General features: G+C 66.6%; 29 protein-coding genes and 1 riboswitch. Of the genes, 23 read left to right on the forward strand and 6 right to left on the reverse strand.

From position 1 onward, the window contains the following. Position 1: 1 nt before the first annotated feature. Positions 2-232 (reverse strand): hypothetical protein, encoded by a 231-nt coding sequence (locus J2W22_RS03580; protein WP_307116886.1) that lies wholly within the window; start codon positions 230-232, stop codon positions 2-4. An 81-nt stretch (positions 233-313) separates the two neighbouring features. On the opposite strand from J2W22_RS03580, the gene J2W22_RS03585 reads away from it, so the two are divergent. The 3 genes from J2W22_RS03585 to J2W22_RS03595 all read left to right on the forward strand — a co-directional run bounded on the left by J2W22_RS03585 (position 314) and on the right by J2W22_RS03595 (position 4,004). Then, complete coding sequence (locus tag J2W22_RS03585) at positions 314-2,137, forward strand: ABCB family ABC transporter ATP-binding protein/permease (RefSeq protein WP_307116887.1); 1,824 nt, start codon at positions 314-316, stop codon at positions 2,135-2,137. A gap of 84 nt (positions 2,138-2,221) precedes the next feature. Next, positions 2,222-3,064, forward strand: coding sequence for a hypothetical protein (locus J2W22_RS03590; protein WP_307116888.1), 843 nt, complete (start codon positions 2,222-2,224; stop codon positions 3,062-3,064). Between the two features lie 19 nt (positions 3,065-3,083). Then, positions 3,084-4,004, forward strand: coding sequence for an alpha/beta fold hydrolase (locus tag J2W22_RS03595; protein ID WP_307116889.1), 921 nt, complete (start codon positions 3,084-3,086; stop codon positions 4,002-4,004). Here the strand turns inward: J2W22_RS03595 and J2W22_RS03600 are convergent. Beyond that, positions 4,001-5,464 carry an ATP-binding protein gene (locus J2W22_RS03600; RefSeq protein ID WP_307116890.1) on the reverse strand — a complete coding sequence of 488 codons (1,464 nt, stop codon included), beginning with the start codon at positions 5,462-5,464 and terminating at the stop codon, positions 4,001-4,003. The two genes, J2W22_RS03595 and J2W22_RS03600, sit on opposite strands and share 4 nt — an antisense overlap. A 174-nt stretch (positions 5,465-5,638) precedes the next feature. On the opposite strand from J2W22_RS03600, the gene J2W22_RS03605 reads away from it, so the two are divergent. The 7 genes from J2W22_RS03605 to J2W22_RS03635 are packed head-to-tail and all read left to right on the forward strand — an operon-like array spanning position 5,639 to position 11,767. Then, a complete protein-coding gene (locus J2W22_RS03605; RefSeq protein WP_307116891.1) occupies positions 5,639-6,169 on the forward strand; it encodes a hypothetical protein in 531 nt (176 codons plus the stop codon). Positions 6,170-6,207: 38 nt separating this feature from the next. Beyond that, on the forward strand, positions 6,208-7,983 hold the full coding sequence (gene recQ / locus J2W22_RS03610; protein WP_307116892.1) for a DNA helicase RecQ: 1,776 nt from the start codon (positions 6,208-6,210) through the stop codon (positions 7,981-7,983). After that, positions 7,980-8,468 carry a hypothetical protein gene (locus tag J2W22_RS03615; RefSeq protein ID WP_307116893.1) on the forward strand — a complete coding sequence of 163 codons (489 nt, stop codon included), beginning with the start codon at positions 7,980-7,982 and terminating at the stop codon, positions 8,466-8,468. The genes recQ and J2W22_RS03615 overlap by 4 nt, the downstream gene beginning before the upstream one ends. Continuing rightward, positions 8,465-8,896, forward strand: coding sequence for a TIGR01244 family sulfur transferase (locus tag J2W22_RS03620; protein ID WP_307116894.1), 432 nt, complete (start codon positions 8,465-8,467; stop codon positions 8,894-8,896). The genes J2W22_RS03615 and J2W22_RS03620 overlap by 4 nt, the downstream gene beginning before the upstream one ends. Next, complete coding sequence (locus J2W22_RS03625) at positions 8,893-9,255, forward strand: hypothetical protein (protein WP_307116895.1); 363 nt, start codon at positions 8,893-8,895, stop codon at positions 9,253-9,255. The genes J2W22_RS03620 and J2W22_RS03625 overlap by 4 nt, the downstream gene beginning before the upstream one ends. Positions 9,256-9,275: 20 nt before the next feature. Further along, the gene (locus J2W22_RS03630) at positions 9,276-10,256 is read left to right on the forward strand and encodes a sterol desaturase family protein (protein WP_307116896.1); all 981 of its coding nucleotides are present in this window, start codon (positions 9,276-9,278) and stop codon (positions 10,254-10,256) included. Then, positions 10,190-11,767 carry a GMC family oxidoreductase gene (locus tag J2W22_RS03635; RefSeq protein WP_307116897.1) on the forward strand — a complete coding sequence of 526 codons (1,578 nt, stop codon included), beginning with the start codon at positions 10,190-10,192 and terminating at the stop codon, positions 11,765-11,767. The genes J2W22_RS03630 and J2W22_RS03635 overlap by 67 nt, the downstream gene beginning before the upstream one ends. A gap of 133 nt (positions 11,768-11,900) precedes the next feature. Here the strand turns inward: J2W22_RS03635 and J2W22_RS03640 are convergent, their stop codons facing one another. Both J2W22_RS03640 and J2W22_RS03645 read right to left on the reverse strand, forming a co-directional pair. Further along, the gene (locus tag J2W22_RS03640) at positions 11,901-13,328 is read right to left on the reverse strand and encodes an ammonium transporter (protein WP_373422934.1); all 1,428 of its coding nucleotides are present in this window, start codon (positions 13,326-13,328) and stop codon (positions 11,901-11,903) included. 1 nt (position 13,329) lies between these two features. Beyond that, on the reverse strand, positions 13,330-13,668 hold the full coding sequence (locus J2W22_RS03645; RefSeq protein ID WP_307116899.1) for a P-II family nitrogen regulator: 339 nt from the start codon (positions 13,666-13,668) through the stop codon (positions 13,330-13,332). Between the two features lie 362 nt (positions 13,669-14,030). Between J2W22_RS03645 and J2W22_RS03650 the strand changes: the two genes are divergently transcribed. The 9 genes from J2W22_RS03650 to J2W22_RS03690 all read left to right on the forward strand — a co-directional run bounded on the left by J2W22_RS03650 (position 14,031) and on the right by J2W22_RS03690 (position 20,890). Continuing rightward, the gene (locus J2W22_RS03650; protein WP_307116900.1) at positions 14,031-14,762 is read left to right on the forward strand and encodes a hypothetical protein; all 732 of its coding nucleotides are present in this window, start codon (positions 14,031-14,033) and stop codon (positions 14,760-14,762) included. Continuing rightward, on the forward strand, positions 14,762-15,520 hold the full coding sequence (locus J2W22_RS03655; protein WP_307116901.1) for a sterol desaturase family protein: 759 nt from the start codon (positions 14,762-14,764) through the stop codon (positions 15,518-15,520). The genes J2W22_RS03650 and J2W22_RS03655 overlap by 1 nt, the downstream gene beginning before the upstream one ends. Beyond that, a complete protein-coding gene (locus tag J2W22_RS03660) occupies positions 15,462-15,890 on the forward strand; it encodes a DUF2141 domain-containing protein (protein ID WP_307116902.1) in 429 nt (142 codons plus the stop codon). Before J2W22_RS03655 ends, J2W22_RS03660 begins: the two co-directional genes overlap by 59 nt. Positions 15,891-15,945: 55 nt before the next feature. Further along, positions 15,946-16,824 (forward strand): MipA/OmpV family protein, encoded by an 879-nt coding sequence (locus tag J2W22_RS03665; protein WP_307116903.1) that lies wholly within the window; start codon positions 15,946-15,948, stop codon positions 16,822-16,824. A 41-nt stretch (positions 16,825-16,865) separates the two neighbouring features. Beyond that, positions 16,866-16,956, forward strand: a riboswitch (TPP riboswitch). Between the two features lie 46 nt (positions 16,957-17,002). Beyond that, complete coding sequence (gene thiC, locus J2W22_RS03670; RefSeq protein WP_307116904.1) at positions 17,003-18,862, forward strand: phosphomethylpyrimidine synthase ThiC; 1,860 nt, start codon at positions 17,003-17,005, stop codon at positions 18,860-18,862. A gap of 68 nt (positions 18,863-18,930) precedes the next feature. Beyond that, positions 18,931-19,329: a hypothetical protein gene (locus J2W22_RS03675; RefSeq protein ID WP_307116905.1), complete on the forward strand. Its 399-nt coding sequence runs from the start codon at positions 18,931-18,933 to the stop codon at positions 19,327-19,329. Between the two features lie 86 nt (positions 19,330-19,415). Further along, positions 19,416-19,886 carry a DUF1579 domain-containing protein gene (locus J2W22_RS03680; RefSeq protein WP_307116906.1) on the forward strand — a complete coding sequence of 157 codons (471 nt, stop codon included), beginning with the start codon at positions 19,416-19,418 and terminating at the stop codon, positions 19,884-19,886. A gap of 104 nt (positions 19,887-19,990) precedes the next feature. Continuing rightward, positions 19,991-20,428: a hypothetical protein gene (locus J2W22_RS03685; RefSeq protein WP_307116907.1), complete on the forward strand. Its 438-nt coding sequence runs from the start codon at positions 19,991-19,993 to the stop codon at positions 20,426-20,428. A 36-nt stretch (positions 20,429-20,464) separates the two neighbouring features. Further along, positions 20,465-20,890: a hypothetical protein gene (locus tag J2W22_RS03690; protein WP_307116908.1), complete on the forward strand. Its 426-nt coding sequence runs from the start codon at positions 20,465-20,467 to the stop codon at positions 20,888-20,890. Between the two features lie 2 nt (positions 20,891-20,892). Here the strand turns inward: J2W22_RS03690 and J2W22_RS03695 are convergent, their stop codons facing one another. Both J2W22_RS03695 and J2W22_RS03700 read right to left on the reverse strand, forming a co-directional pair. Beyond that, positions 20,893-21,540, reverse strand: a complete 648-nt coding sequence (locus J2W22_RS03695; protein WP_307116909.1) for a hypothetical protein — start codon at positions 21,538-21,540, stop codon at positions 20,893-20,895. An 11-nt stretch (positions 21,541-21,551) separates the two neighbouring features. Next, positions 21,552-22,085 carry a hypothetical protein gene (locus J2W22_RS03700; protein WP_307116910.1) on the reverse strand — a complete coding sequence of 178 codons (534 nt, stop codon included), beginning with the start codon at positions 22,083-22,085 and terminating at the stop codon, positions 21,552-21,554. Between the two features lie 136 nt (positions 22,086-22,221). Here J2W22_RS03700 and J2W22_RS03705 point away from each other — a divergent pair, with 136 nt between their 5' ends. The 4 genes from J2W22_RS03705 to J2W22_RS03720 all read left to right on the forward strand — a co-directional run bounded on the left by J2W22_RS03705 (position 22,222) and on the right by J2W22_RS03720 (position 24,243). Beyond that, entirely contained in the window at positions 22,222-22,623 is a 402-nt protein-coding gene (locus tag J2W22_RS03705; RefSeq protein WP_307116911.1) for a VOC family protein, read from the forward strand. A 74-nt stretch (positions 22,624-22,697) separates the two neighbouring features. Next, on the forward strand, positions 22,698-23,093 hold the full coding sequence (locus J2W22_RS03710) for a DUF6632 domain-containing protein (RefSeq protein WP_307116912.1): 396 nt from the start codon (positions 22,698-22,700) through the stop codon (positions 23,091-23,093). After that, positions 23,080-23,337 carry a hypothetical protein gene (locus J2W22_RS03715; protein ID WP_307116913.1) on the forward strand — a complete coding sequence of 86 codons (258 nt, stop codon included), beginning with the start codon at positions 23,080-23,082 and terminating at the stop codon, positions 23,335-23,337. The genes J2W22_RS03710 and J2W22_RS03715 overlap by 14 nt, the downstream gene beginning before the upstream one ends. Positions 23,338-23,418: 81 nt before the next feature. Then, positions 23,419-24,243: a hypothetical protein gene (locus tag J2W22_RS03720; RefSeq protein WP_307116914.1), complete on the forward strand. Its 825-nt coding sequence runs from the start codon at positions 23,419-23,421 to the stop codon at positions 24,241-24,243.

The following is a 24,243-nucleotide window of genomic DNA, read 5'->3' on the forward strand; positions in this document are numbered from 1 at the left end:
CTCAACCGCGGCTATCCGCCTTGCTGCTATTGGCAATCTCCGGCGTCTGGCGCTGGCACGCGCCGGCGATCACCGGGAAATCCAGGTCCATGTTCCGGTGGAGCGCCTCGGCCATCGCCTCCTGGCAACTCGCCTGGCTGGTATAGCGCACCGGCTCGATCCGCGCCTGCCGGCAGTCGAGATTGTCGTCGCTGCAGCCCATGATCGCCAGCACGTAGAAGACCTGGTCCATCGCGCCTTCCTTCCGGGGTGAACAACGGACGGGACGGCCAGCCGTTGCATCCCGGCGCCGAGCGCCCCAAATTCAGCCACGATGGCTTCCAAACTCGATGCACCTTCCGGCGAGCGGCCGATGCTCGCCACGCTGCGGCGTTTCCTCCCCTATCTCTGGCCCCAGGGCGCCACCGGCCTGCGCGCGCGCATAGTCATTGCGCTCACCCTGGTGGTGATTTCCAAGTTCGTGCAGGTCGCCGGACCCTTTGCCTATGGCGCGGCGATCGACCGGATGTCCGGCGGCGCGCGCGATCTCGCCTGGCTGGTGATCGCACTGGTCGGTGGCTATGTCGCCGGCCGCTTCGGCACCTTGCTGTTCGAGAATCTGCGCAACGTCGTGTTTGAACGCGTCGGCCAGGACGCGACGCGGCGGCTGGCGAGCGAAGTCTTCCGCCACCTCCACCGGCTTTCGCTCCGCTTCCATCTCGAGCGACGCACCGGCGCGATCACTAAGGTGGTCGAGCGCGGCACCAAGAGCATCGATTCGATGCTCTATTTCCTGCTGTTCAACATCGCCCCGACCATCCTCGAGCTGGCGATCGTAACGACTCTGTTCTGGACCAAATGGGGCGGCTGGCTTGTCCTCGGCACGCTGGCGATGGTCGTCGTCTACATCGCCTTCACGCGTTGGGTGACCGACTGGCGCTCCAAGCTGCGCGAGCGGATGAACGACCTCGATACCGGTGCGGTTGCACATGCGGTTGATTCGCTGCTCAACTTCGAGACAGTGAAATATTTCAACGCCGAAGAGCGCGAGGCGCGGCGCTACGAGAACGCGGTGTCATCCTATGCCAAGGCGGCGACGGTCAGCGAGAATTCGCTCGCCTGGCTCAATATCGGCCAGGCAATCATCACCAATATGATGCTGTTCGCCGGCATGGCGCTAGTGGTGAACGGCTGGGCGCGGCACCAATTCTCGCCGGGCGACGTCGCGGTGGTCTCGACGCTGCTCACCCAGCTCTTCCGCCCGCTTGACATGCTCGGCTGGGTCTATCGCAATATCCGTCAGGGCGTGATCGACATGGCGAGCATGTTCGACCTGCTCGACGCCCATGCCGAGGTCCGCGACGCACCGAACGCCGTGCCGCTCGCCATCGCCAGCGGCCATGTCCGCTTCGAGGACGTGCATTTCGGCTATGATCCCGACCGCGAGATATTGAAGGGCATCGATCTCGACATTCCGGCGGGCGCCACTGTAGCGGTGGTCGGCCCCTCGGGTGCCGGCAAGTCGACGCTCGCCCGGCTGATGTATCGTTTCTACGACGTCACCGGCGGCCGCATCACCATCGACGGGCAGGACATCCGCGACGTCACCCAGTCGAGCTTGCGTGGGAGCATCGGCATCGTCCCGCAGGACACGGTGCTGTTCAACGACACGATCGGCTACAACATCGCCTATGGCCGCGAAGGCGCCACGTCAGACGAGATCGCCTCGGCGGCGCGCGGCGCCGCGATCGCCGGCTTCATCCAGTCGCTGCCCGACGGTTTCGAGACCCGCGTCGGTGAGCGCGGGCTCAAGCTCTCCGGCGGCGAGAAGCAGCGCGTTGCCATTGCCCGCACCTTGGTCAAGAACCCGCCGATCCTGATCCTCGACGAAGCGACCAGCGCGCTCGACAGCCGGACCGAGGCGGACATCCAGGCGACGCTCGAGGCGATCGAGCATGGCCGCACCACCATCGTCATTGCCCACCGCCTCTCCACCGTCGTCCATGCCGACCGGATCATCGTCCTCGAAAGCGGCCGCGTCGCCGAGCAGGGCACCCATGCGCAATTGCTGCGCAGGGACGGTCTCTACGCCGAGATGTGGGCACGCCAGGCCCAGGAGCGCGAAGCCGAGGGCGGCGACGAGGTGCCAGCGGAATAGTGGAGGCGAGGCGTGCAATTTTGTCGTTGAACCGAGCCAGGTTCCATGCCTAGCATCCGCGGATACTCAAGTCCGGATTCGCGCATGAAGCCGCTCGCATGCCTGCCGCTGCTGCTCCTCGCAGCGGCGTCCGTTCCGTCGCACCCTGAACCCGAGGTCTCGCCCGCGACCCTGCGCGCATGGAGTTCGCGGGAAGGCCGGTTCCACTGGGTTTCGGACGGCATCCGGATCGGCATCGCCCCGGTGCCCTGCGGAACGCCGGCCCAGACCGAGGCATGCCGCTGGGATGGGCACAACAACCAGGCCGACGTGACGATCACGCCGGCGGGCGGTGCGCCGGTCGTGGTCCGGACGACCGACCAGGCCGCCTATTATCGGCTGGGCGTGGTGCGCTTCAACGCACGCGACGTCCGGCCGGGACTGGTGATCGAGAACCGCTCCGGAGGGGCGGGCGGCGATGTGTGGATCCAGCTCTTCCTCCCGGAAAAGTCGGGGTATCGCGAGGTGCGGCTTCCCGGCCATCTGCAGGGCGAGCTGCCCGGGGTGCTGCGCGATATCTCGGGCGACGGCACGATCGACTTCGTGCTCGGCGATGGCCGTTTCGACGGCCGTTTCGGCTGCAACGCCTGCACGCCGCGCCCGCCGATGGTGCTCACCCTGCGCGGCGGCCAGCCCGTCGAGGTGTCGCGCGAGCCGGGATATGCGCATATCTACCGCGAGGACATGGCGCGGCTGCGGCCGGCCTGCCTGTCCGAGCGGCGCGATCGCAACGGCGCCTGTGCCGCCTATGTCGCCGATGCCGCGCGGATCGGCCGGTTCGGCACCGCATGGGCCGAGATGCTGGGCCATTGGGAGCGGGAGGAGAATCAGCTCCAGCAGCCGGAATCCTTGCGCGCATTTCTGAAGAAGACCGGTTACATCTCCTGAAAACAGGGGAGGGGCACATATGTTTTGGGGCCTGATCATCTTCATCCTGGCGCTGCTCGCGGCGCTGGTTCTCTGGTCTGCCTATGTCTCGCGCGGCGTCGAGCGCTGGGTGCCGATGGACGGCCGCCAGGTCGAAGTGCCCGGCGTGCGCATCCATTATGTCGAGATGGGGCCGGCCGATGCCCCTGCGATCGTGATGATCCACGGCATCATGAGCCAGCTGCGCGTCTTCACCTATGCACTGGCCGGGCGCCTCGCCAGCGATCGGCGGGTGATCGTGATGGACCGCCCCGGCTGGGGCTATTCGGTGCTGACCGGCCCGCGGCTCGACCTTCGCGGCCAGGCCGATGCGGTCGCCGCGGCGATCCGCGCGCTCGGGCTGGAGAAGCCGCTGCTGGTCGGCCATTCGATGGGCGGCGCAGTCAGCCTGGCGCTGGCTTTCCGCCACCCCGATGCGGTGCGCGCGCTCGGCCTGATCGCCCCCTATACCCAGCCGATCGACCAGCCGCCCGAGCCGCTCAAGGGGCTCGTCGTCCCGGCGCCGCTCCGCCCGCTGATCGCCTGGACGATCGCGGTGCCGCTCTCGATGCGCACCGGCAAGGCCAAGACGGTGGCGGTCTTCGCCCCCGATCCGGTTCCCGAGGACTTCCCGATCAAGGCCGGCGGCGCGCTCGCCATCCGCCCGGCGAGCTTCCAGATGGGTTGCTACGAGATCGAGATGGCGCCCGAAGTGATGAAGGCCCAGGCGCCGCGCTATGGCGAGATCGCGATCCCCGTCTCGATCCTCTATGGCCGCCAGGATGCGCTGCTCGATCCCGAGCTGCATGGGCGCAAGACGGCGTCGGACATTCCGAACGGCGCGATCGAGATGCTCGACGGCGGCCATATGCTCCCGGTGACGCATGTCGACGCCACCGAGGCCTGGCTGCGCAAGCTCTAGCTGCTGCCGATCTCTGCCGGCTCGGTGGTCCAGCCGAGCCGGGGGATGGTGATCGAGCGCTTCCCCGACAGGTCCGTGCGCGTAACGAACAGCTCCTTGCTCTCGATATATTGGAGTAGCCGGCGAACCCGCCCCAGCGAGCTGGTGCCATAGGTGGCGGCGATCTCGTTGTCGCTCGGGCAGGGTGCGCCCTCGCGCGCGGCGCGGGCGATGAGCAGGAACGGCCCGAGCATGTCGTCAGGCAGGGCGCGCGCCGCCTCCAGCGCCTGCGCCCAGTCGTTGTCCGGATTGCCATGGATGCCGGCGCGCGCCGCCGACAGCCGGCGGACGAAGCTCGACAGGTCGAGCGGCGGCCGGGCAAGCCCTACCATCCGGCAGCGCACCAGGAAGTCCTGATAGAGCACCGAGGGCGAGCGATAGGTGCTCTCCGGATCCTCGACGATGTCGCGCAGCACGTCGGCGATTTTCTGCGCAGCCTCCTCGGCGTCGACCTCAGGCTCTTCCTCGCGCGCCGGCACCGAGCGGGCGAGCGCCTCGAGCAGCCGGTCGGAGGCGAGCTGCGGCGCCTGGACCGGGGCCGGCGGTGTCGGCGGGGTCCATTCGGGCTCGGCGGGGGCGAGCAGCAGGTCCTTCAATTCGGCCGAGGGCGCCTCGGGCAGCGGCGTCAGCTTGGGGCTGCCGCTGCGCGCGCTGGTCTCGACCGCGCCGATCTGGATCGACACCGGCCGGCGCGACACAGCCGGGCCGAGCGCGAGGAAATGGCCGCGCGCCAGGTCGCGGATCGCCTCGGCCTGGCGGCGCTCCATGCCGAGCAGGTCGGCGGCGCGCGCCATGTCGATGTCGAGAAAGGTGCGGCCCATCAGGAAGTTCGAGGCCTCGGCCGCGACATTCTTGGCGAGCTTGGCAAGGCGCTGGGTGGCGATCACCCCGGCCAGGCCGCGCTTGCGCCCGCGGCACATCAGGTTGGTCATCGCGCTCAGCGACGCGCGGCGGACGTCCTCGGCAACCTCGCCGCCGCCCGAAGGGGCAAACAGCTGCGCCTCGTCGACCACCACCAGCGCCGGATACCAATGGTCGCGCGGCGCATCGAACATCGCGTTGAGGAAGGCGGCGGCGCATTTCATCTGCCCCTCGGCCTCAAGCCCTTCCAGGCTCAGCACCACCGAGGCGCGATGCTCGCGGATCCGCGTGGCGAAGCGGGCGATCTCGCGCTCGCTGTAATCCGCCGCCTCGATCGAGATATGGCCATATCGGTCGCTCAGCGTGACGAAGTCGCCCTCGGGATCGATGATCACCTGCTGGACATGGCCGGCGCTCTTCTCGAGCAGCCGGCGCAGCAAATGCGACTTGCCCGACCCCGAATTGCCCTGGACGAGCAAACGCGTCGCCAGCAGCTCCTCGAGATCCATGGCGACGGCATCGCCCTTGCCGTCCGTTCCCATGTCCACGCGCACCGTCATCGCAGACGCTTTGGCCGATGGCGGGGGCGGGGGGAAGCGGGTTCCGGTGAAAATCTGTGGGCGATACGCGTGCGAAACACCGTGGCGCGCTCCGGGCGGCGCTTTCCGGTGCAAACCCTGCTTGCCGCCTGCTCCCGGCCGGCGGATAGTTGCGGGGCATCGAAGGGGGACGGCATGCGCAGATCGGCATGGGTTTTGGCTGCGGCAGCGGCGGCGATCGCGAGCCCGGCTGCGGCGCAGGGCGTGAAGCTGGTGCCGGGAGAAGAGGTCGTGTTCGCGCTCGATGGCGGCACGCCCGTCGGCGCGAGGCGCGGTGCCGCCACGCCAAACGCGTTCGAGGCGGCGGTCGGCCGGCACTTCTCCGGCCAGAAGCCGCCAGAGGCCCCGGTGACCGAGGCCGTGCCGATTCCGGGTGGCGATCGCCTGCCGCCGGCGCCCGAGCCCGAAGCCGGCAAGCTCCGCTTCCGTTTCCTCCAGGTGCCCGGCACCGATCATGCGTTGCTGGTCGTCGATAATGGCTATGCCAGGGGGCTGCTCTACCGTGCGCAGATCACCAGCAATGGCCGGACCGGGCCGACCGATGTCTGCCTGGTCATGCCGGGCAAGGGTGGTGTCGAGCACTGGCCCTATGCGATCGCGTCGATCGAAGTGAGCGGGTTCGAGCTGGTCGATTGGAAGCCCGAGGACGGGGTGCCCTGCAAATAGCCTCGACTTACCCGGCAATCGCCCGCTAACCGGCGGGAATGTCTCAAGCGACCGACACGCTCCGCCGGGTCTTCGGCTTCGACGCCTTTCGCGGCGTCCAGGAGCAGGTGGTGGGCCGCGTCCTTGCCGGCGAGCGCACGCTGGCGGTGATGCCCACCGGCGCGGGCAAGTCGCTCACCTATCAGCTGCCCGCGGTGATGCTCGAGGGAACCTGCGTCGTGGTCAGCCCGCTGATCGCGCTGATGCACGACCAGCTTCGCGCCGCCGAGGCGGTCGGCATCCGCGCGGCGACGCTCACCTCGGTCGACGACAATCGCGCCGAGACCATCGAGCGTTTCCGCGCCGGCCAGCTCGACCTGCTCTACATCGCGCCCGAACGTGCTTCAGGCGAAGGCTTCCGCAACCTGCTCACCCAGGCCAAGCTCAGCCTGTTCGCCATCGACGAGGCGCACTGCGTCTCCGAATGGGGGCATGATTTCCGTCCCGACTACCGGCTGCTCCGCCCGCTGCTCGATCGCTTCCCGGACGTGCCGCGCCTCGCGCTCACCGCCACCGCCGACGCGCACACCCGCGCGGACATCCTCGAGCAGCTCGGGCTGCCGCAGGAGGGGATGATCGTCGCCGGCTTCGACCGGCCCAATATCCGCTATGCCATCGCCCCGCGCGAGAATACCACGCGGCAGGTGATCGACCTGATCCAGGAGACCCCCGGCCCCGGCATCGTCTATGCCCAGACCCGCGCTGGCGTCGAGAAGCTCGCCGAGAAGCTGGCGGCCGAGACGGGCCGGCCGGTGCTGCCCTATCATGCCGGGCTCGATCCCGATGTCCGCCGTCGCAACCAGGCCGCCTTCGTCGCCAGCGAGGACATGGTGGTGGTCGCCACCGTCGCCTTCGGCATGGGCATCGACAAGCCCGATGTCCGCTTCGTCGCCCATGCCGGCCTGCCCAAGTCGATCGAGGCCTATTATCAGGAAACCGGCCGCGCGGGCCGCGACGGCGATCCGGCGGTCGCGCATCTCTTCTGGGGTGCCGATGATTTCGCCCGCGCCCGCCAGCGGATCGGCGAAGTGGAGCCTGCGCGCCAGCCCGGTGAGCGCACCCGGCTCACCGCGCTCGGCGCATTGGTCGAGACCGCGACCTGCCGGCGCCGCATCTTGCTCAGGCATTTCGGCGAGAACAACGCGCCGGAAAGCTGCGGCAATTGCGACAATTGCCTGAGCCCGCCCGCCGCGATCGACGCGACGGTGACCGCGCAGAAATTCCTCTCCGCGGTGTTCCGCACCGGCATGATGTTCGGGGTTGGCTATATCGAGAGCATCCTGCTCGGCCAGTCGAGCGATCGCAGCATCAGCAACGGGCATGAGAGCCTCTCGGTCTTCGGCATCGTCGAAGGCGAAGAGGCGGCGCTGGTCAAGCCGGTCGCTCGCGCGCTGCTGCTGCGCGACGCGCTGCGCGCCAACGATCATGGCGGGCTCGAATTCGGGCCCGAGGCACGCTCGATCCTCAAGGGCGGGGCCAAGCTCGAGCTGGTGCTGCCGCCCAAGCGCGAGCGACGCCGGCGGGGCGGCGGCAAGGCGGGCGGAGACAATCCCGTCGGCAATCCGCTGTTCGAGGCACTGCGCGCCAAGCGCCGCGAGATCGCGCAGGAAACCGGCCTGCCGCCCTATGTGATCTTCCACGATTCGGTGCTGCGCGACATGGCCCTGCTCAAGCCGGAGAGCATCGCCGCGATGGGCAACATCTCGGGCGTTGGCGCGCGCAAGCTCGACGCTTATGGTGATGCCTTCCTGCAAGTGATCCGCGAGGCCGCGTGAGACTGTTGCTTGCCAGCGCCGCGCTCCTCGCCGGCTGTGCCCCCACGCCGCGCCCCGCCCCGCCGGCGCCGCTCACGGCCATCGCCTTCCATGTCAGCTCCTGGGGCAGGCCGGTCTCGTCCTGGACGATCGCGCCCGATGGCAGCGGCAGCTACACCCATGCCGAGGGTCCCGGCTTCGGCACCCGGCTGGTCACCCGCAAGGTCGATGCCGGCGCGCAGGGCTTCGCCCGGATCCGCGCCTTGCTCGCCCCGGCCGAGCGCGCCGCTGCCGCGCCGCCCGGATGCGGCCAGCGCTGGACCGATTTCCCCTATGGTGCCGCCGTCTGGACCGGCGCCGCGGGCAAGGCCGAGATTCCCTTCGACCTTGGCTGCAAGAATCCCGCGCTCAAGCCCATCCACGAGGCATTGCAGGCGGCGGGCAATCAGATGCAGACTTGGTCCAAGGCCGGCCAGGTCATCGAAGACAAGGAGATCACCCCATGAACCTGCGCCGCGTCGATGACAGCATCTCCGTCGCCCCCCAGATCGCCGCCGAGGACATGAGCTTCCTCGCCGAGCAGGGCTTCAGCTTCGTGATCAACAACCGCCCCGACGAGGAAGAGGCGGGCCAGCCCGAGGGCGAGGCGATCCGCGCCGCGGCCGAGGCCGCCGGGCTCGGCTATGCTGCGATCCCCGTCACCCATGCCGGCTTCTCCTCGGCCCAGGTCGAGGCGATGGCGGCGGCGCTGGCCGAGGCGAACGGCCCGGTGCTCGCCTATTGCCGTTCGGGCACGCGCTCGTGCAATCTCTGGGCGCTTGCCGAGGCGTCGCGCGGCAGCGATCCCGCGGAGATCACCGCCAAGGCCGCCCAGGCCGGCTATGACATCTCGGGCATCCGCCCGCTGCTCGACCAGCTCTCCGGCAAGGCGTGACGCAGCTCTACGTCTTCGCCGGCTCGCTCGGCGCCATCCTGGTGATGACGCTGGCGGCCTGGGCGCTTGGTCTGGGCCGCGGTGCCGCCATCGCCAGCGCCGAGGAGGCATGCGAGACCGCCCAGGGCATGATCTCGGGCTTCGATGCCGGCGAGGCGCTGCTCGGCAGCGACGGCCGGGCCGCTCTGGTTCATGGCAAGGCGGGGGATGTCGCGCTGCTCAAGATGCACGGCGCCCGTGTTGCGGTGCGGCATCTGCGCCTGCCGCTGACCAGCCAGGCGACCCCCGATGGTCTCCGTGTCGACAGCGGCGACCGGCGCTTCGGCACCGTGCTGCTGCGCGGCGTGACAGGCTACTGACAACAGGGTAAGTAGGCGCTATGCCCGTGGTGCCTCTTCTTCCCGATCCGGTGACCTACGCCATTCCCGGATTCGTCGTGCTGATCCTGGCGGAGATGCTGATCGCGCGTATCCGCGATCGCCGCCGCTTCTGCCCCAGGGACACGCTGACCAGCCTCGCGCTGGGGCTCGGCAGCACCGTGGCCGGCCTGCTCACCACCGGCCTGGTCTATGCGCTGGCGACCTGGCTCTACCAGTTCCGCATCTTCACGATCGGCTTCGCCTGGTACTGGTTCGTCTTCGCCTTCGTGCTCGACGATTTTGCCTATTATCTCTTCCACCGCGCCGCGCACCGCGTCCGCTGGTTCTGGGCGAGCCACGTCATCCACCATTCGAGCCAACATTATAACCTGACCACGGCGCTCCGGCAGACCTGGACCGGTTTCGTGAGCATCAGCTTCGTCTTCCGTCTGCCGCTGTTCCTGATCGGCTTCCACCCGGCGATGATCTTCTTCGTCGCGGGGCTGAACCTGATCTACCAGTTCTGGATCCATACCGAGACGGTCGGCCGCATGCCGCGCTGGTTCGAGGCGGTGATGAACACGCCCTCGCACCACCGCGTCCACCACGCGACCAACCCGCGCTATCTCGACAAGAACTACGCGGGGGTCTTCATCGTCTGGGACCGTATGCTCGGCACCTATGAGCCCGAGCGCGACGACGAGCGTCCGCGCTACGGCATCGTCAAGGACCTGGGCAGCTTCAACGTCCTGTGGGCCGCGTTCCACGAATGGATCGGCATCGCGAAGGACGTGTGGGCCGCGCCGGACATGAAGTCCCGAATCGGGTACATGGTCGCGCCGCCGGGCTGGAGCCACGATGGCAGCCGCGATACATCCGAGACCATCAAGGCGCGCTGGGAGGCGCGGCAGCAGCAGCAGCAGCGGGGGGATGCGTGGAAGCAGCCGACATCGTCGTCATCGGTGGAGGATCGGGCGGGAGCGCCGTCGCAGGCCGCCTGAGCGAAGGGGGCCGGTACAGCGTCGCAGTGCTGGAAGCGGGTGGCCGCAACACCAGCATCAAGACCCGCATGCCCGGGATGATGCCGTTCCAGCGCCCCGGTTCCAACTGGGCGTTCGAGACCGTGCCGCAGCGCGGGCTCAACGGCCGGCGCGGCTACCAGCCCCGCGGCCGCGGCCTTGGCGGCTCGAGCGCGATCAACGCGATGCTCTATGTCCGCGGCCATGCCAAAGACTATGACGAGTGGCATGACCTCGGCTGCACCGGCTGGGGCTGGGACGACATGCTCCCCTGGTTCAAACAGGCCGAGCACAATGTCCGCGGCGCCAGCGACTATCATGGCGACAAGGGCCGGCTCTGGGTCAGCGACCAGCTCTGGGCGCATCCCGGCTCCGAGGCGTTCATCGACGCGTGCGGCGAGCTCCAGATCCCGCGCAACGATGACTTCAACGGCGCCGAGCAATCGGGCGCCGGCCTGTTCCAGGTCACCCAGAAGAATGGCGAGCGTTGGACAGCGGCGCGCGCCTATCTCGATCGCCGCGACAATCTCGAGATCATCACCGATGCGATGGTCGAGCGCGTGCTGTTCGAGGAAGGCCGCGTCTGGGGCGTCGCCTATCAGCGCGACGGCCAGGCCCGCGAGATCCGCGCCCGCCACGCGGTGGTCCTCGCCGCCGGCGCCTTCCAGACCCCGCAGCTGCTGATGCTCTCCGGCATCGGCCCGGGCGAGCATCTGCGCGAGATGGGCCTGTCGGTACGGATCGACCGGCCGGCTGTCGGCGGCAATCTCCAGGACCATGTCGACTATGTCGCTGCCTTCGAGACCCAGGGCAGCTTCTTCCTCGGCCGCTCACTGTCCGGCACGCTCAAGTCGCTCGGCTCGATCGGCCGCTGGATGGTCAGCCGCAAGGGGCGGATGACCACTCCCTATGCCGAGGCCGGCGCCTTCCTGCGCAGCGATCCCGCGCTCGAGCGCCCCGATCTCCAGCTCCATTTCCTGATCGCGATCGTCGAGGATCATGGCCGCACCGCGGTGCCCGGCCACGGCTTCAGTTGCCATGCCTGTGTGCTGCGCCCGGAGAGCCGCGGCACCGTGCGCCTCCAGTCGCTCGATCCGCGCGTCGCGCCGCTGATCGACCCCGATTTCCTTGGCGATCCGCGCGACCTGGAGCTGCTCAAGAAGGGCACCCGGGCGATGTACCGCGTGCTCGAGGCGCCACAGCTCGCCCAATACAGGGGCCGCGACCGCTATCCGATCGACCTGGACGACGATGCCGCGCTCGAACGGCTGATCCGCGCCCGCGCCGACACGATCTACCATCCGGTCGGTACCGCCCGCATGGGCTCGGACGAAGGCGCGGTGGTCACCCCGCGGCTCAAGGTCCGCGGCGTCGAGGGGCTCTACATCGCCGATGCCTCGATCATGCCCCGGCTGGTCGGCGGCAACACCAACGCCCCGAGCATCGTGATCGGCGAACGCTGCGCCCAGTTCATCAAGGAAGATCTGGGCTAAGACTCCCTCTCCCATTGGGAAAGGGAATGAAAAAAGGGCCGGCGGTCTTAAACCACCGGCCCAGTCGTCCGCAGGAGGAACCTCGGTTGGGCGCCGCTCCTCAGGAGAGGAGAGGGAGCGGCGCCCGATCTCGTCAGTAGTTGTAGGCGCGCTCGCCGTGCGCATTGATGTCCAGGCCTTCGACCTCGACTTCCTTGCTCGGGCGGATGCCGATGGTGAACTTGAGCAGCAGGAACAGGACCAGCGAGACGCCGCCCGAGAGCAGCAGGGTCACGCCCACGCCAGTCGCCTGGGTCACCAGCTGCGTCGCCATGTCGTATTTGCCGGCAACCGCCGGGATCACGGTGAAGTCCATGAAGCCCTGGCCGCCCAGCGTCGGGTCGGCGACGACCGCGGTGCCAATCGCGCCGATGATGCCGCCGATGCAGTGGACGCCGAACACGTCGAGCGTGTCGTCATAGCCGAGCTTGTTCTTCACCGTGGTGACGAAGAAGAAGCAGACCACCGAGGCGACCGCGCCCAGCACGACCGAGGTCATCGGGGCGGCGAAGCCCGCCGCCGGGGTGATCGCGACCAGGCCGGCGACCACGCCCGAGGCCGCGCCGAGCAGCGACGGCTTGCCGTGGACGACCTGCTCGATGATTGCCCACATCGCGCCCGCCGCCGCGGTGGCGACCATGGTGTTGATGAAGGCGAGCGAGGCGAACTTGTTGGCTTCGAGGTTGGAGCCGGCGTTGAAGCCGAACCAGCCCACCCAAAGCAGCGAGGCGCCGATCATGGTCATGGTCAGCGAGTGCGGGGGCATCGGCTCGTTCTTGTAGCCGGTACGCTTGCCGATCACGAGACAGCCGACCAGGCCGGCGATGCCCGCATTGATGTGCACCACGGTGCCGCCCGCGAAGTCGAGCGCGCCCAGGCCCCACAGATAGCCATGGTCGGTGGGCAGGCTGGCGGTGAAGTCCGGACCCGGCCAGTACCAGACCATGTGCGCCATCGGGTAATAGACCAGGATCGACCAGGCCACGACGAACAGGATCAGCGGGGTGAACTTCACCCGCTCGGCGAACGCGCCGACGATCAGCGCCGGGGTGATCATCGCGAAGGTCATCTGGAAGACGACGAAGGTCGTCTCGGGCAGATAGACGCCGTTCGAGAAGGTCGCGGCGAAGGTGTTGGCGTCGACGCCGTGCATCAGTGCCTTGGAGAAGCCGCCGACGAACAGGTTGAGCGCGCCGCCATTGGTGAAGGCCATCGAATAGCCGATGGTCACCCAGAGCAGGCCGGCGACGCAGACGATGGTGAGCACCTGCATCAGCACCGAGAGCATGTTCTTGGTGCGGACCAGGCCGCCATAGAAGAGCGCGAGGCCGGGCACCGACATCATCAGCACCAGCGCGGCCGAGACCAGCATCCAGCTGACATCGCCCTTGTTGACCATCGCGTCGGTCGGCACGACCGGCGCGGCTGCGGCCGGCGCCTGCGCCAGCGCAGGCATCGCGGCGAACAGGGCGCCGAGCCCCGCCACCGCGGCAATCTTTGCTAGTTTCATCTGGACCCCCATCTTACAGCGCCGTCTCGTCGGTCTCGCCCGTGCGGATGCGCACGGCCTGGCCGACATCGAGGACGAAAATCTTGCCATCGCCGATCGCGCCGGTGCTGGCGGCGGCCTGGATCGCTTCGACGGCGCGGTCGGCCAGGTCGGGACCCACCACGACCTCGATCTTGATCTTGGGCACCATGTTGGTGCTGTATTCCGCGCCGCGATAGATTTCGGTCTGGCCCTTCTGGCGTCCGAATCCCTTCACTTCCGACACGGTCATCCCCGCGACGCCGACGCCCGTGAGCGCCTCGCGGACCTCGTCCAGCTTGAACGGTTTTATGATGGCGATGATGAGCTTCATTTCGCCCCCTCGTTTGGCGGTTATCCCGGGGGCTCTCGTCGCAAACAGCGTGCCAAGCGCAAGAAACACACGATTCCGTTGGGTTCCGGCGCAATCAAATATTACGAAGAGGTAAAAATTTGTGCAGTTGCGAAGGCGTGCCTAAAAATTGGGCAGATTTGCCGAGCGTCTCGTGTCGGATTTTCGCGCAAAGGTCAGAGGAGGTGGACCCCGTCGCGAAGCGGCCCACTTCTCATCCGAAGAGAAAGGTCACGCCATGCCGCGCGCAATTACTCCTCCGCGCTCTCTGCGCCTCTGCGCGAACCAACCTTCTTCTCTTCGCTGCCGCGCCTTCGCGTGAAAAATGAAGTAAGCAGCGAAGCATGACGCTCGCGCTTCCCTTTTCCCTGCTGCTGCTCGCCCCGCAGGACGGCCTCCCTCCGGTTCGCTATCCGGTGCTCGCGGCCGAGGCGACGAGCGCAAAGGGCTTCGTGCCCACCGGATGGACGCTGGAGACCAGCATCACCGGTGATCTCGACGGCGACGGCAAGCCCGATCTCGCTTTCGCGCTGCACATGACCGACCCCGCCAATGTGCTAGAGAACAAGGGCGGTTTCTGCGGCGAGACGCTCGACACCAATCCGCGCATCCTTGGCGTCGCGCTGGCCCGGCCGGGTGGCGGCTACCGGCTCGTTGTCCAGAACCACAGCCTGGTCCCGCGCCGCGACAATGCCTGCGCCGAGGACTGGTTCGACAGCGAAGGCGTGAGCGGCGGCGGGCTGGCGATCGCGCGCGGCAATGTCGTGGTCACGCTCGGCCGCTTCATGAGCGCTGGCGGCTGGGGCATGGGCAGCACGGTCTTCACCCTGCGCTGGCGGGAGAATGCGCTGCGGCTGATCGGCTTCGACGTCCGGAACACCCAGCGCAACAGCGGCGAGACCTCGTCGCTCAGCATCAATTATCTTACCCGCAAGGTGCGGACCGGCCACGGCTCGATAGAGAGCGATGCCGAGAAAATCCGCTGGAGCCGGCTTCCCGGCACCGGGCTCCCGACGATCGACGCGGTCGGCAACGGGCTCGACTATGATCCGGGCGGGCTGGTCGGCGGGCTGTGATGCTGCTCGCCATCCTCCTCTCCGCGTTGGCGATGACGCTGATCGTCGGCGTGCGCTATCTGCTGGCGAGCGGTGGCCTCGCGCTCGCCACCCAGCTGCGCCACCCCGGCCTCTATGCCGGGCTCGACAGCCAGATCCGCCGCGAGATCGGTTGGAGCCTCGCCAGCGCCGCGATCTACGGCGTGCCGGCGGGGATCGTCGCCTGGGGCTGGCAGAACCATGGCTGGACGCGGATCTACGCCGATGTCCACGCCTTCCCGCTCTGGTACCTGCCCGTCTCGGTGCTGCTCTATCTGCTCGCGCACGACGCCTGGTTCTACTGGAAGCATCGCTGGATGCATCGCCCCGCGCTGTTCCGCCGCATGCACGCCGTCCACCATGCCAGCCGTCCGCCGACCGCCTGGGCGGCGATGAGCTTCCACCCGCTGGAAGCGATCACCGGCGCGGTGGTGATCCCGGCGCTCGTCTTCCTCGTCCCCATCCATGTCGGCGCGCTCGGGCTGGTGCTCGCGATCATGACCGTGATGGGCGTCACCAACCATATGGGCTGGGAGATCTGGCCGCGCTTCGTCTGGCAGGGGCCGCTGGGCGCCTGGCTGATCACGGCCAGCCATCATCAGCGGCACCACGAACAATATGGATGCAATTTTGGACTCTATTTCCGTCACTGGGACCGGCTCTGCGGCACCGACAAGGGCCTTGGCGCTTTCGATCGCAACCACGCTGCTGCTGGGCGCCGCCGCGCCCGCGCCGAATGAGGGTGGCGCGCTCGACATCGCGTTTACCGGGCTGCGCTCGGCCAAGGGCGTGGTCCGCATCTGCCTGGTGCAGGACCCGAGCGACTTTCCCGATTGCCGCGAGGGCAAGGGCGCGCTGAAGCGCACGCTCCCGGCCGCCAACCCCCGCATCCGCCTCGAAGGTCTGGCGCCCGGCGACTATGCCATCGCCGCGATCCACGATGCCAATGGCAATGCCAGGCTCGATACGGTGCTGGGCATCCCGCGCGAGGGTTTCGGCTTCTCGCGCAACCCCGCGATCCGCTTCGGCCCGCCGCGCTACAAGGATGCGCGCTTCGCTCTCGGCGCCGATGCCCAGATGCAACAGGTTCGGATTCGCTACCTTTTATAGGAACTTGCAGGGATCGGGCCGCGTTTCGCGCCTGCAACATCCTGAAGGCTAGTTCATGATTCGACTTTGCGGCGCACTCCTCGTCTCGCTCCTCGCCGTCGCGCCCGCCTGGGCGCAGGACCAGGCCGAGCCCCAGCCCGCCCCCCAATCGGCCGAAGTCGCCGAGGCGGCCAGCGAAGGCGCAGCGCGGCTCACCCTCGGCGTCGGCGCCGCCTATTTCCCGGACTATGAAGGCTCGAGCCACAATCGCTGGACGCCGATCCCGGTCGCCAATGGCACGGTCGCGGGGATGAGCTTCACCCTGGTCGGCAACCGCGCCCAGCTCGACGTGATCCCGAACGCGACCGGTCCCGGCTGGGACATCCAGTTCGGCCCCGTCGCGGTCTACAACATGAACCGCTCGAACCGCGATTCCATCCGCGATCCCCGCGTCCGGGCGCTCGGCGAAGTCGATTCCGCGCTTGAGGTCGGCGGCTATTTCGGCATCGGCCGCACCGGGCTGATCACCAGCGATTTCGACAAGCTCTCGGTGACCGTGTCCTATCGCAAGGACGTGACCCGGGTGCACCGCGCCGGCATCTGGAACCCGGTGGTCACCTATTCGACGCCGCTCAGCACCAAGGCGATGGTCAGCCTCTCGGCCTCGGCCGAGATCGTCGAGGATCGCTATGCCCGCACCTATTTCGGCGTCACCCCGGCGCAGAGCCTCGCGAGCGGGCTGCCCGTGTTCCGGCCCGAGGGCGGCCAGAAGGACATTACCTTTGGCGGCTATTTCGCCTATGCGCTCACCGGCAACCTGACCAAGGGTCTGTCGCTGGTCGCCGGCGGCACCTATCGCAAGCTGGTCAAGGACTTCGCCGACAGCCCGCTGGTCAGCATCGCTGGCGACCGCAACCAGTGGACCGGCGCGGCCGGGCTGGCGCTCACCTTCTGAGCGCTGGACCTCGCTTCCCCAAGCGCCTAAGACCGCCGTCATCCCCGGGGGAGCGCTGATGCGCGCTTGAGAGGGAAGCAGCAGCTTCCGACCCGCTGAACCTGATCCGGTTGAGACCGGCGTAGGGAGGGAGCGGCCCCACCACAGGACCGTCCTCTCCCCTTTGGAGAAGTGACGAATGGCCGATATCCCCGCCAAGACCGAACTCGCCGTCACCACCGGCGCGATCCGCGGCTCGAAGAAGATCCATGTCGGCCCGCTGAAGGTCGCGATGCGCGAGATCCATCTCGAGCCGGGCTCGGGCGAGGCGCCGGTCCGCGTCTACGACACCTCCGGTCCCTATACCGATCCCGAAGCCCGGATCGACATCATGGCCGGCCTGCCCGAGCTGCGCCGCGACTGGATCCGCGCCCGCGGCGACGTGGAAGAAGTCACCCAGCGCGAAGTCCGTCCCGAGGACAATGGCCAGCTCGGCCCCGATCGCTCGGGCGGCGTCCAGCCCTTCCCGAACGTCCGCAAGAAGGTGCTGCGCGCCAAGCCGGGCGCCAATGTCTCGCAGATGCATTACGCCAAGCGCGGCATCATCACGCCCGAGATGGAATATGTCGCCGAGCGCGAGAATCTCGGCCGCGCCCGCCTCGCCGAATATGTCCGCGACGGGAACAGCTTCGGCGCCTCGATCCCCGATTACGTGACCCCCGAGTTCGTCCGCGAGGAAGTCGCCCGCGGCCGCGCGATCATCCCGAACAACATCAACCACCCGGAATCGGAGCCGATGGCGATCGGCCGCAACTTCCTGGTCAAGATCAACGCCAATATCGGCAATTCCGCCGTCGCCTCGAACGTGGCGCAGGAAGTCGACAAGATGGTCTGGGCGATCCGCTGGGGCGCCGACACGATCATGGACCTGTCGACCGGCCGCAACATCCACGACACCCGCGAATGGATCATGCGCAATTCGCCCGTCCCCGTCGGCACCGTGCCGATCTACCAGGCGCTCGAAAAGGTCGGCGGCATCGCCGAGGACCTGACCTGGGAGATCTTCCGCGACACGCTGATCGAGCAGGCCGAGCAGGGCGTGGATTACTTCACCATCCATGCCGGCGTCCGCCTGCCCTATGTGCCGCTCACCGCCAAGCGCGTCACCGGCATCGTCTCGCGCGGGGGCTCGATCATGGCGAAATGGTGCCTGGCGCACCACAAGGAGAGCTTCCTCTACGAGAAGTTCGACGAGATCACCGAGATCATGAAGGCCTATGACATCGCCTACTCGCTCGGCGACGGCCTGCGCCCCGGCTCGATCGCCGACGCAAACGACGAAGCCCAGTTCGCCGAGCTCTACACGCTGGGCGAGCTGACCCACCGCGCCTGGGCGCAGGACGTGCAGGTGATGATCGAGGGCCCCGGCCATGTGCCGATGCACAAGATCAAGGAGAATATGGACAAGCAGCTCGAAGCGTGCGGCGAGGCGCCCTTCTACACGCTCGGGCCGCTCACCACCGATATCGCGCCGGGCTATGACCATATCACCAGCGGCATCGGCGCCGCGATGATCGGCTGGTACGGCACCGCGATGCTCTGCTACGTCACGCCGAAGGAGCATCTGGGCCTGCCGGACCGTGACGACGTCAAGGTCGGCGTGGTCACCTACAAGCTCGCCGCCCATGCCGCCGATCTCGCCAAGGGCCACCCGGCGGCCAAGGTCCGCGACGATGCGCTGAGCCGCGCCCGCTTCGAGTTCCGCTGGCGCGACCAGTTCAACCTCTCGCTCGATCCGGACACGGCGGAGAAGTATCACGACCAGACGCTACCGGCCGAAGGCGCCAAGACCGCGCATTTCTGCTCGATGTGCGGCCCCAAATTCTGCTCGATGAAGATCACGCAGGAAGTCCGCGACTTCGCCGCCAAGCAGAACGCGCCGGTCGAGGGCTTCCTCGCCGCCGAGGATGCCGAAGCCGGCATGGAGGCGATGTCGAAGCTCTACCACGAGACCGGCCGCGAGCTCTATATGGGCCAAGGCGACCGCGAGCACGATTGAGCCCTATGGCTTGACTTGGACGGGGCGGGCATCGTTCTTTCGCAGGCGAATTGCCGTGCGGAGGAACGATGCCCCTGCTTGCCCTCGCCCTTGCGGCCGCCAATCCCGCCTTCCCGCCGATGGACGACGATCTTCGCGCCGAATGCGCGCGCGTGGCGAAGGTCTATCCGCTCCTGATGATCGCCGCGATGGCCGAGGGGCCGGTCGATTGCGGCGATCCGGAGTCGGGCGAGTCGGTCGATTGCGCCGCGGGCGAGACCCCGGAGCAGAAAAAGGCCCATGCCCTGCGCTGGGAGCTCCGCAAATATCAGGAGGCCGGCTACAAGGCCGCGGACGCTGCCTGCGACGACTGGCGCGCCTATCCCAAGTCCGACGACATGCGCGCGATCGCGGCCAGCGCCATTGCCGAGGCTCGATCACGCGACAAGGCGACTTCGGTACCGCCGGCCCCGGCGCCGGCAAACTGACGCGCCGGGCAATCCGGTAGCGCGGGAAGCTTGACCAATCGGAACATTATGGCAACATTCGGCGCGAACACGCCGGAGCCTGCCGCATGACCGATCATTGCACCGATTTCGATTTCCAGCAGGGCCGCTGGACCGTCCATCACCGCCGTCTCAAGTCGCGCCTGACCGGCTGTACCGAATGGGAGACCTTTGCCGGCACCAGCGAGCAGCGCCCGTTGCTCGGCGGCAACGGCAATGTCGAGGACAATCTCCTCCATCTGCCCGCCGGCGACTATCGCGCCGTGGCGCTGCGTTCCTATGATCCGGAGGCCGGCACCTGGGCGATCTGGTGGCTCGACGCCCGCAATCCCCATGCGCTCGACACGCCGGTGACCGGCCGGTTCGAGCAGGGCATCGGCACCTTCTACGCCGACGACACGCATGAAGGGCGCGCGGTCCACCTGCGCTTCCTCTGGCTCGACACGCAAGGCGATACGCCGCGCTGGGAGCAGGCGCTGTCGGCCGATGGCGGCGAGAGCTGGGAGACCAACTGGGTGATGGAGTTCACCAGGGCCTGAGGCCGGTCCCGATCGCCGGAGTCATGTCCGAAACGGACAAGCTTGCGTCCAAAGCCGAGCCAAACCCCGATACCCTCGCGCGCAGGCAGTGAGGGGAGGGAGCGATGAAATATGCATGGCGTCGATGGAGCGGGGCGCTGCTACTGGGGATGGCGTTCCTGGCGGCACCCGGCGCGCTCGCGCAGAAGCGCATGCTGATCAACGTGCCGCCGACCGCCCTCGAGCTGTCCGACGTGAACACCACGGCGCTGGCCGACCAATTCGTCAGGTCGGGAGCGCTGGTGAAGGTCTATCTCTGGCCAACCGAGTTGGGCGGCGAGGACGATCCCCGCAACATCGTCTACATCACCCCCGAAGCCGCCGAAACGCGCGCGACGGTCGCCGGCAATCTCCGTCGTTTCCTGAGGGCGGACGAGGCGAACGACGTCGAGGTGCTGCCCGAGTACAAGGGCACCAGCATCGTCCCCACCCGCATCGTGTTCAAGGCGCGCCACAAGCGCGGCGGCGCGCCGTTCGAGCAGCTGGTGGACGTCTGGCACTAGGTGCCCAAGGGGCATCGGCATCAGGGGGAGGGCGGAATGGCACAGGCATGGCAGGGGCTGGCTGGCGCGCTGCTGCTGTTCGGTACGCTGAGCCTCGCGCCCGAGGCCGCGGCGCAGGAAGCGCAAGGCGTGGTCAACGGCCCCGACTTCTCGGAAATCACCAGCAAGGCGGCAGCGCAGAAGCTGGTCCGCCAAGGCCAACTGGTACGGATCCGCGCCTTCCCCGCCGAACTGGGCGGCCCGGCCTACAGGCGCAACATCCTCTACGTCCCGCCCGAGGTGGAGGAGGCCCGCCAGCTCCTGATCGGCACCCTCCGCCGCTTCACGGAGGAGGACCTGATCGACAGCCTCGATGTGCAGATGGAGTACAAGGGCACCAGCATCATCCCCGCGCGCATCCACTATATCGGAACGCACAGCCGGGGCGGGGAACCGTTCGAGGCGGTGGTGGAGGTTTGGTAGATTTACCCTTGGTTCGGTAGGTACATCGTTATTGGAGAATCTACTGAATCAGGATCATCAAGTGCCCGTCGTACTTGCGCCGCAATTTGCGACTTATAGGCTTCGAGCTGAGGAACCATTCTATAGATACTGCTCGTATCTATTGTTATGGTTCTAACTTGATTTACATCGAATGGAATTCGGTCTGAGCTTCGCATTAGCTGAACTACTGGCTTGCGTAACATATGCCGGATAGCTAATTCATAAAATACATTGGGATTGTGGTATGACAGGTCAGCGATAACAAGTCTTGCTTTGAAAAGATATTCAATGACTTGCTTGGTTATCACGCCAGGCTGATCGATTTGATCTGCGCGGACAACCTTTAATTTCAAAGTTTCCAGTGCAGGTTCAATAATGGATCCAAGAAACAAATCCGAATGATCTCGCTGCTCGGAGCCGGCCTCTCCGATCGGTGTTATATAAAATGCCGTGGATTCAAAGTGCGCATCTCCGGAGGTAATTAGGTTATTGCCGGATGGGGTAGTAGGTATATATGAATCATCTTGCCTATTAATTGATGAGGGGAGCTCATCAAGAAGATGATCTACAGTTATAATTCTATCTGCGCCTGATAGTGTCTGTAGAAGTCCGACGAATCTCAAATTCACAATGAATGTATCTACAGCTTCCTCGGCCGCTTCCGCATCAACATTAAACTCTTTAATGGCATCAATAAGTGCTGCCTTGGCGGGGAGTCTAAGGGTCTTAAACTGATTATAGAGTCCTGCAAAAGGTTCGATATCAAGTATGGAAAGCTGTACGCGGCATCGAGTTCGCTCTCTAGGCTGAATCTGCTCGTCGGCAGCTTCTTTCCTTCCGAAGTTAACTCAAGAATGTCTGCTTGGTATCCACCTTTAATAAGGCCATATTTGTTTGCATTCGTGATTACTTGCCGACTCAAGCTGCTCTCAGGCGATTTCCCGAGATGATTAAATAGAGTTACGCGTCTAACCGTAGCTCCGGCGCCAAAATCTAATACGGATTTGGCAAAAGTAAGAGCCTCTTCAAAAGGCGAGGCTGGGAAATTTCGAACAATTCTAGATTTCTTATTTTTCTGAGGAGTACCTTCAGATGGCGCCGTGGCATTCCTACGACGCTTGGCGTCAGGTTTTCCGGTGCCTTTTTCCGGTGCGGAGTTGGTTTCTTCCGACATGAGTCCTCCGGATAAAATTCGTTATCAACCAATCACAACGTTGGGCACAAAGCAAGAACGATCCTATGTAGGCTTTGCTGACCCCAAGTAATTGTGGCAATTTGAGCCGGCCGCAAGAATAGCCCATGAAGGCAAAGTGCCTCACCTGGTCCACATCGCCCTGATTGTTCGCGACTATGACGAAGCGCTCACCTTCTACATCGGCAAGCTCGGCTTCACGCTGGTCGAGGACACATACCAGCCCGAGCAGGACAAGCGCTGGGTGACGATCCGCCCGCCCGGTGCGCCGGAGAACGCCACCACCATCCTCCTCGCCCGCGCCGCCACCCCCGAACAGGAAGCGGCAATCGGCAACCAGGCCGCGGGCCGCGTCTTCCTGTTCCTCGCCACCGATGATTTCGAACGCGACTTCGCCGCCTTCACCGCAGCCGGTGTACGCTTCGTCCGCGCGCCCACCGATCAGCCCTATGGCAAGGTCGCGGTGTTCGAGGACCTTTACGGCAATCGCTGGGACCTGATCGAGCACCGCCAGGCCTGATCGCCGCCGCCCCAGATTTGCCTGCAAGCCCATGCAGCTATATCCTCCCGCCATCCGCCCTGGGGGGAACCGCCATGAACACGCACAAGCTGCTGCAGGCCGCGCTTATCCTGTTCGGTGTCGTCTGCTGCCTCGTCTATCCGCTCGCCATCGTCTGGCCCTCGGGCTGGGCCTGGCATGAGGGGTCGCCGGCCGCCTCCAACTATTTCCTGATGATCGTCGGGGTCTATGCGACGCTCGGCGTCTTCCTGATCCGCGCCGCCGCCGATCCGCAGGCGAACCGGTCGCTGATCCTCTTCGCCATCTGGTCGAGTCTGGTCCATGGGCTGATCATGGGCGCCCAGTCCTTCGCCCAGCCGATGCACATGGGGCACATCCCCGGCGACGTGTCGGCGCTGCTGATCATGGCGGCGGTGCTGGCCTGGCTGCTCCACGCCGATCGCGCCCGGGCCGCCGATGCCCCGGCCTGACGGCCTGCCCGCGCCGGTGCCACGCCTCGCCAGGGAAGCTGCGGCCCCCGAGCCGCATCCCCTCGCCACGCCCCAGACCGCCCGCGCCAGCATCCGCATAGGAGAACGCATCCTGCTCGAGGCCGAGGCGCGCGCCACGCCGATCGGGCTGATCGCGATCGGCGGGATGGTCGCGGCGATCCTGCTCGCGGTGCCGCCGATCCTCCGCGCCGCCCGCGCGCCGCACCGGCTCCCGCCCGGCTGATGGATGCTCCCGTGCAACACTTGCCGGGAAACGATCCTACGGCACTCGCACAATAGGATTTCGTCTGATCCAAGCTTGCGGATGGAACAGCAGGACCATCGTATCGCATTCGATCCCGCGCTATCCGCAGGGATCGATCCCTTCCACCCTCCCGCCACGGCATCTGCCGCGGCGGCGCTGCCGCCGGCCTTGCTCGACGCGCATGGCCATGACCCGGACGACTATGAATGGGTCCCGGTCCGGCGGAAGCATAGGCACGACGGCTGGTCGCCCGAGCGCCAGCGCAGCTTCATCGAGGCGCTCGCCGATCGCGGTTCGGTGACCGAGGCGGCGCAGGCGGTCGGCATGTCGGTCAGCAGCGCCTACAAGCTGCGCCGCTCGCCGGGCGGGGAGAATTTCGCCCGCGCCTGGAACATCGCGCTCCATCAGGCGGCGCTGCATCTTGCCGATGTCGCCTTCGACCGCGCGATCCACGGCACGGACGAGCCGGTGTTCGACAAGGAAGGCCGCCGGGTCGGGCGCCGCATGCGCATGAACGACCGGCTGCTGATGTTCCTGTTGCGCGCGCATCTGCCCGAACGCTACGCGCATGCCCATCGCGAGGCGCTGCCGCCCGGCGTCGTGCAACCCGGGCCCGGCATGCCGCTGGCAGCGGCGCTCGCCGCGCTGTCGCCCGTGGCCCCTGCCGATCCCGCCGCCCTGCTCTCGCCCGAGGCGCTGGACGATGCCATCGAGATCGCCGATCTCGCCGACGGCAAGCTGCCGCACTGGCTCTACGAGAAGTCCGAGGACGAGCAGGACGAAGCGGTGCGGGCGGAGCAGGCTGCGATCGATGCGCGGATCGATGCCGAACTCGCCCGGCTGCGCGGCGAGCCCCCGTTCGATGCGGAGTTCGACGACGACTGA

The sequence above is a fragment of the Sphingomonas kyeonggiensis genome (genome assembly GCF_030812785.1).
Taxonomy (GTDB): domain Bacteria; phylum Pseudomonadota; class Alphaproteobacteria; order Sphingomonadales; family Sphingomonadaceae; genus Sphingomonas; species Sphingomonas kyeonggiensis_B.

Excerpts from the sequence above, each read along its gene's own strand:
- J2W22_RS03580 (WP_307116886.1), bottom strand. The coding sequence starts at position 232 with ATGGACCAGGTCTTCTACGTGCTGGCGATCATGGGCTGCAGCGACGAC.
- J2W22_RS03585 (WP_307116887.1), top strand. The coding sequence starts at position 314 with ATGGCTTCCAAACTCGATGCACCTTCCGGCGAGCGGCCGATGCTCGCC.
- J2W22_RS03590 (WP_307116888.1), top strand. The coding sequence starts at position 2,222 with ATGAAGCCGCTCGCATGCCTGCCGCTGCTGCTCCTCGCAGCGGCGTCC.
- J2W22_RS03595 (WP_307116889.1), top strand. The coding sequence starts at position 3,084 with ATGTTTTGGGGCCTGATCATCTTCATCCTGGCGCTGCTCGCGGCGCTG.
- J2W22_RS03600 (WP_307116890.1), bottom strand. The coding sequence starts at position 5,464 with ATGACGGTGCGCGTGGACATGGGAACGGACGGCAAGGGCGATGCCGTC.
- J2W22_RS03605 (WP_307116891.1), top strand. The coding sequence starts at position 5,639 with ATGCGCAGATCGGCATGGGTTTTGGCTGCGGCAGCGGCGGCGATCGCG.
- recQ (WP_307116892.1), top strand. The coding sequence starts at position 6,208 with ATGTCTCAAGCGACCGACACGCTCCGCCGGGTCTTCGGCTTCGACGCC.
- J2W22_RS03620 (WP_307116894.1), top strand. The coding sequence starts at position 8,465 with ATGAACCTGCGCCGCGTCGATGACAGCATCTCCGTCGCCCCCCAGATC.
- J2W22_RS03630 (WP_307116896.1), top strand. The coding sequence starts at position 9,276 with ATGCCCGTGGTGCCTCTTCTTCCCGATCCGGTGACCTACGCCATTCCC.
- J2W22_RS03640 (WP_373422934.1), bottom strand. The coding sequence starts at position 13,328 with ATGGGGGTCCAGATGAAACTAGCAAAGATTGCCGCGGTGGCGGGGCTC.
- J2W22_RS03645 (WP_307116899.1), bottom strand. The coding sequence starts at position 13,668 with ATGAAGCTCATCATCGCCATCATAAAACCGTTCAAGCTGGACGAGGTC.
- J2W22_RS03650 (WP_307116900.1), top strand. The coding sequence starts at position 14,031 with ATGACGCTCGCGCTTCCCTTTTCCCTGCTGCTGCTCGCCCCGCAGGAC.
- J2W22_RS03655 (WP_307116901.1), top strand. The coding sequence starts at position 14,762 with ATGCTGCTCGCCATCCTCCTCTCCGCGTTGGCGATGACGCTGATCGTC.
- J2W22_RS03665 (WP_307116903.1), top strand. The coding sequence starts at position 15,946 with ATGATTCGACTTTGCGGCGCACTCCTCGTCTCGCTCCTCGCCGTCGCG.
- thiC (WP_307116904.1), top strand. The coding sequence starts at position 17,003 with ATGGCCGATATCCCCGCCAAGACCGAACTCGCCGTCACCACCGGCGCG.
- J2W22_RS03675 (WP_307116905.1), top strand. The coding sequence starts at position 18,931 with ATGCCCCTGCTTGCCCTCGCCCTTGCGGCCGCCAATCCCGCCTTCCCG.
- J2W22_RS03680 (WP_307116906.1), top strand. The coding sequence starts at position 19,416 with ATGACCGATCATTGCACCGATTTCGATTTCCAGCAGGGCCGCTGGACC.
- J2W22_RS03685 (WP_307116907.1), top strand. The coding sequence starts at position 19,991 with ATGAAATATGCATGGCGTCGATGGAGCGGGGCGCTGCTACTGGGGATG.
- J2W22_RS03690 (WP_307116908.1), top strand. The coding sequence starts at position 20,465 with ATGGCACAGGCATGGCAGGGGCTGGCTGGCGCGCTGCTGCTGTTCGGT.
- J2W22_RS03700 (WP_307116910.1), bottom strand. The coding sequence starts at position 22,085 with ATGTCGGAAGAAACCAACTCCGCACCGGAAAAAGGCACCGGAAAACCT.
- J2W22_RS03710 (WP_307116912.1), top strand. The coding sequence starts at position 22,698 with ATGAACACGCACAAGCTGCTGCAGGCCGCGCTTATCCTGTTCGGTGTC.
- J2W22_RS03715 (WP_307116913.1), top strand. The coding sequence starts at position 23,080 with ATGCCCCGGCCTGACGGCCTGCCCGCGCCGGTGCCACGCCTCGCCAGG.
- J2W22_RS03720 (WP_307116914.1), top strand. The coding sequence starts at position 23,419 with ATGGAACAGCAGGACCATCGTATCGCATTCGATCCCGCGCTATCCGCA.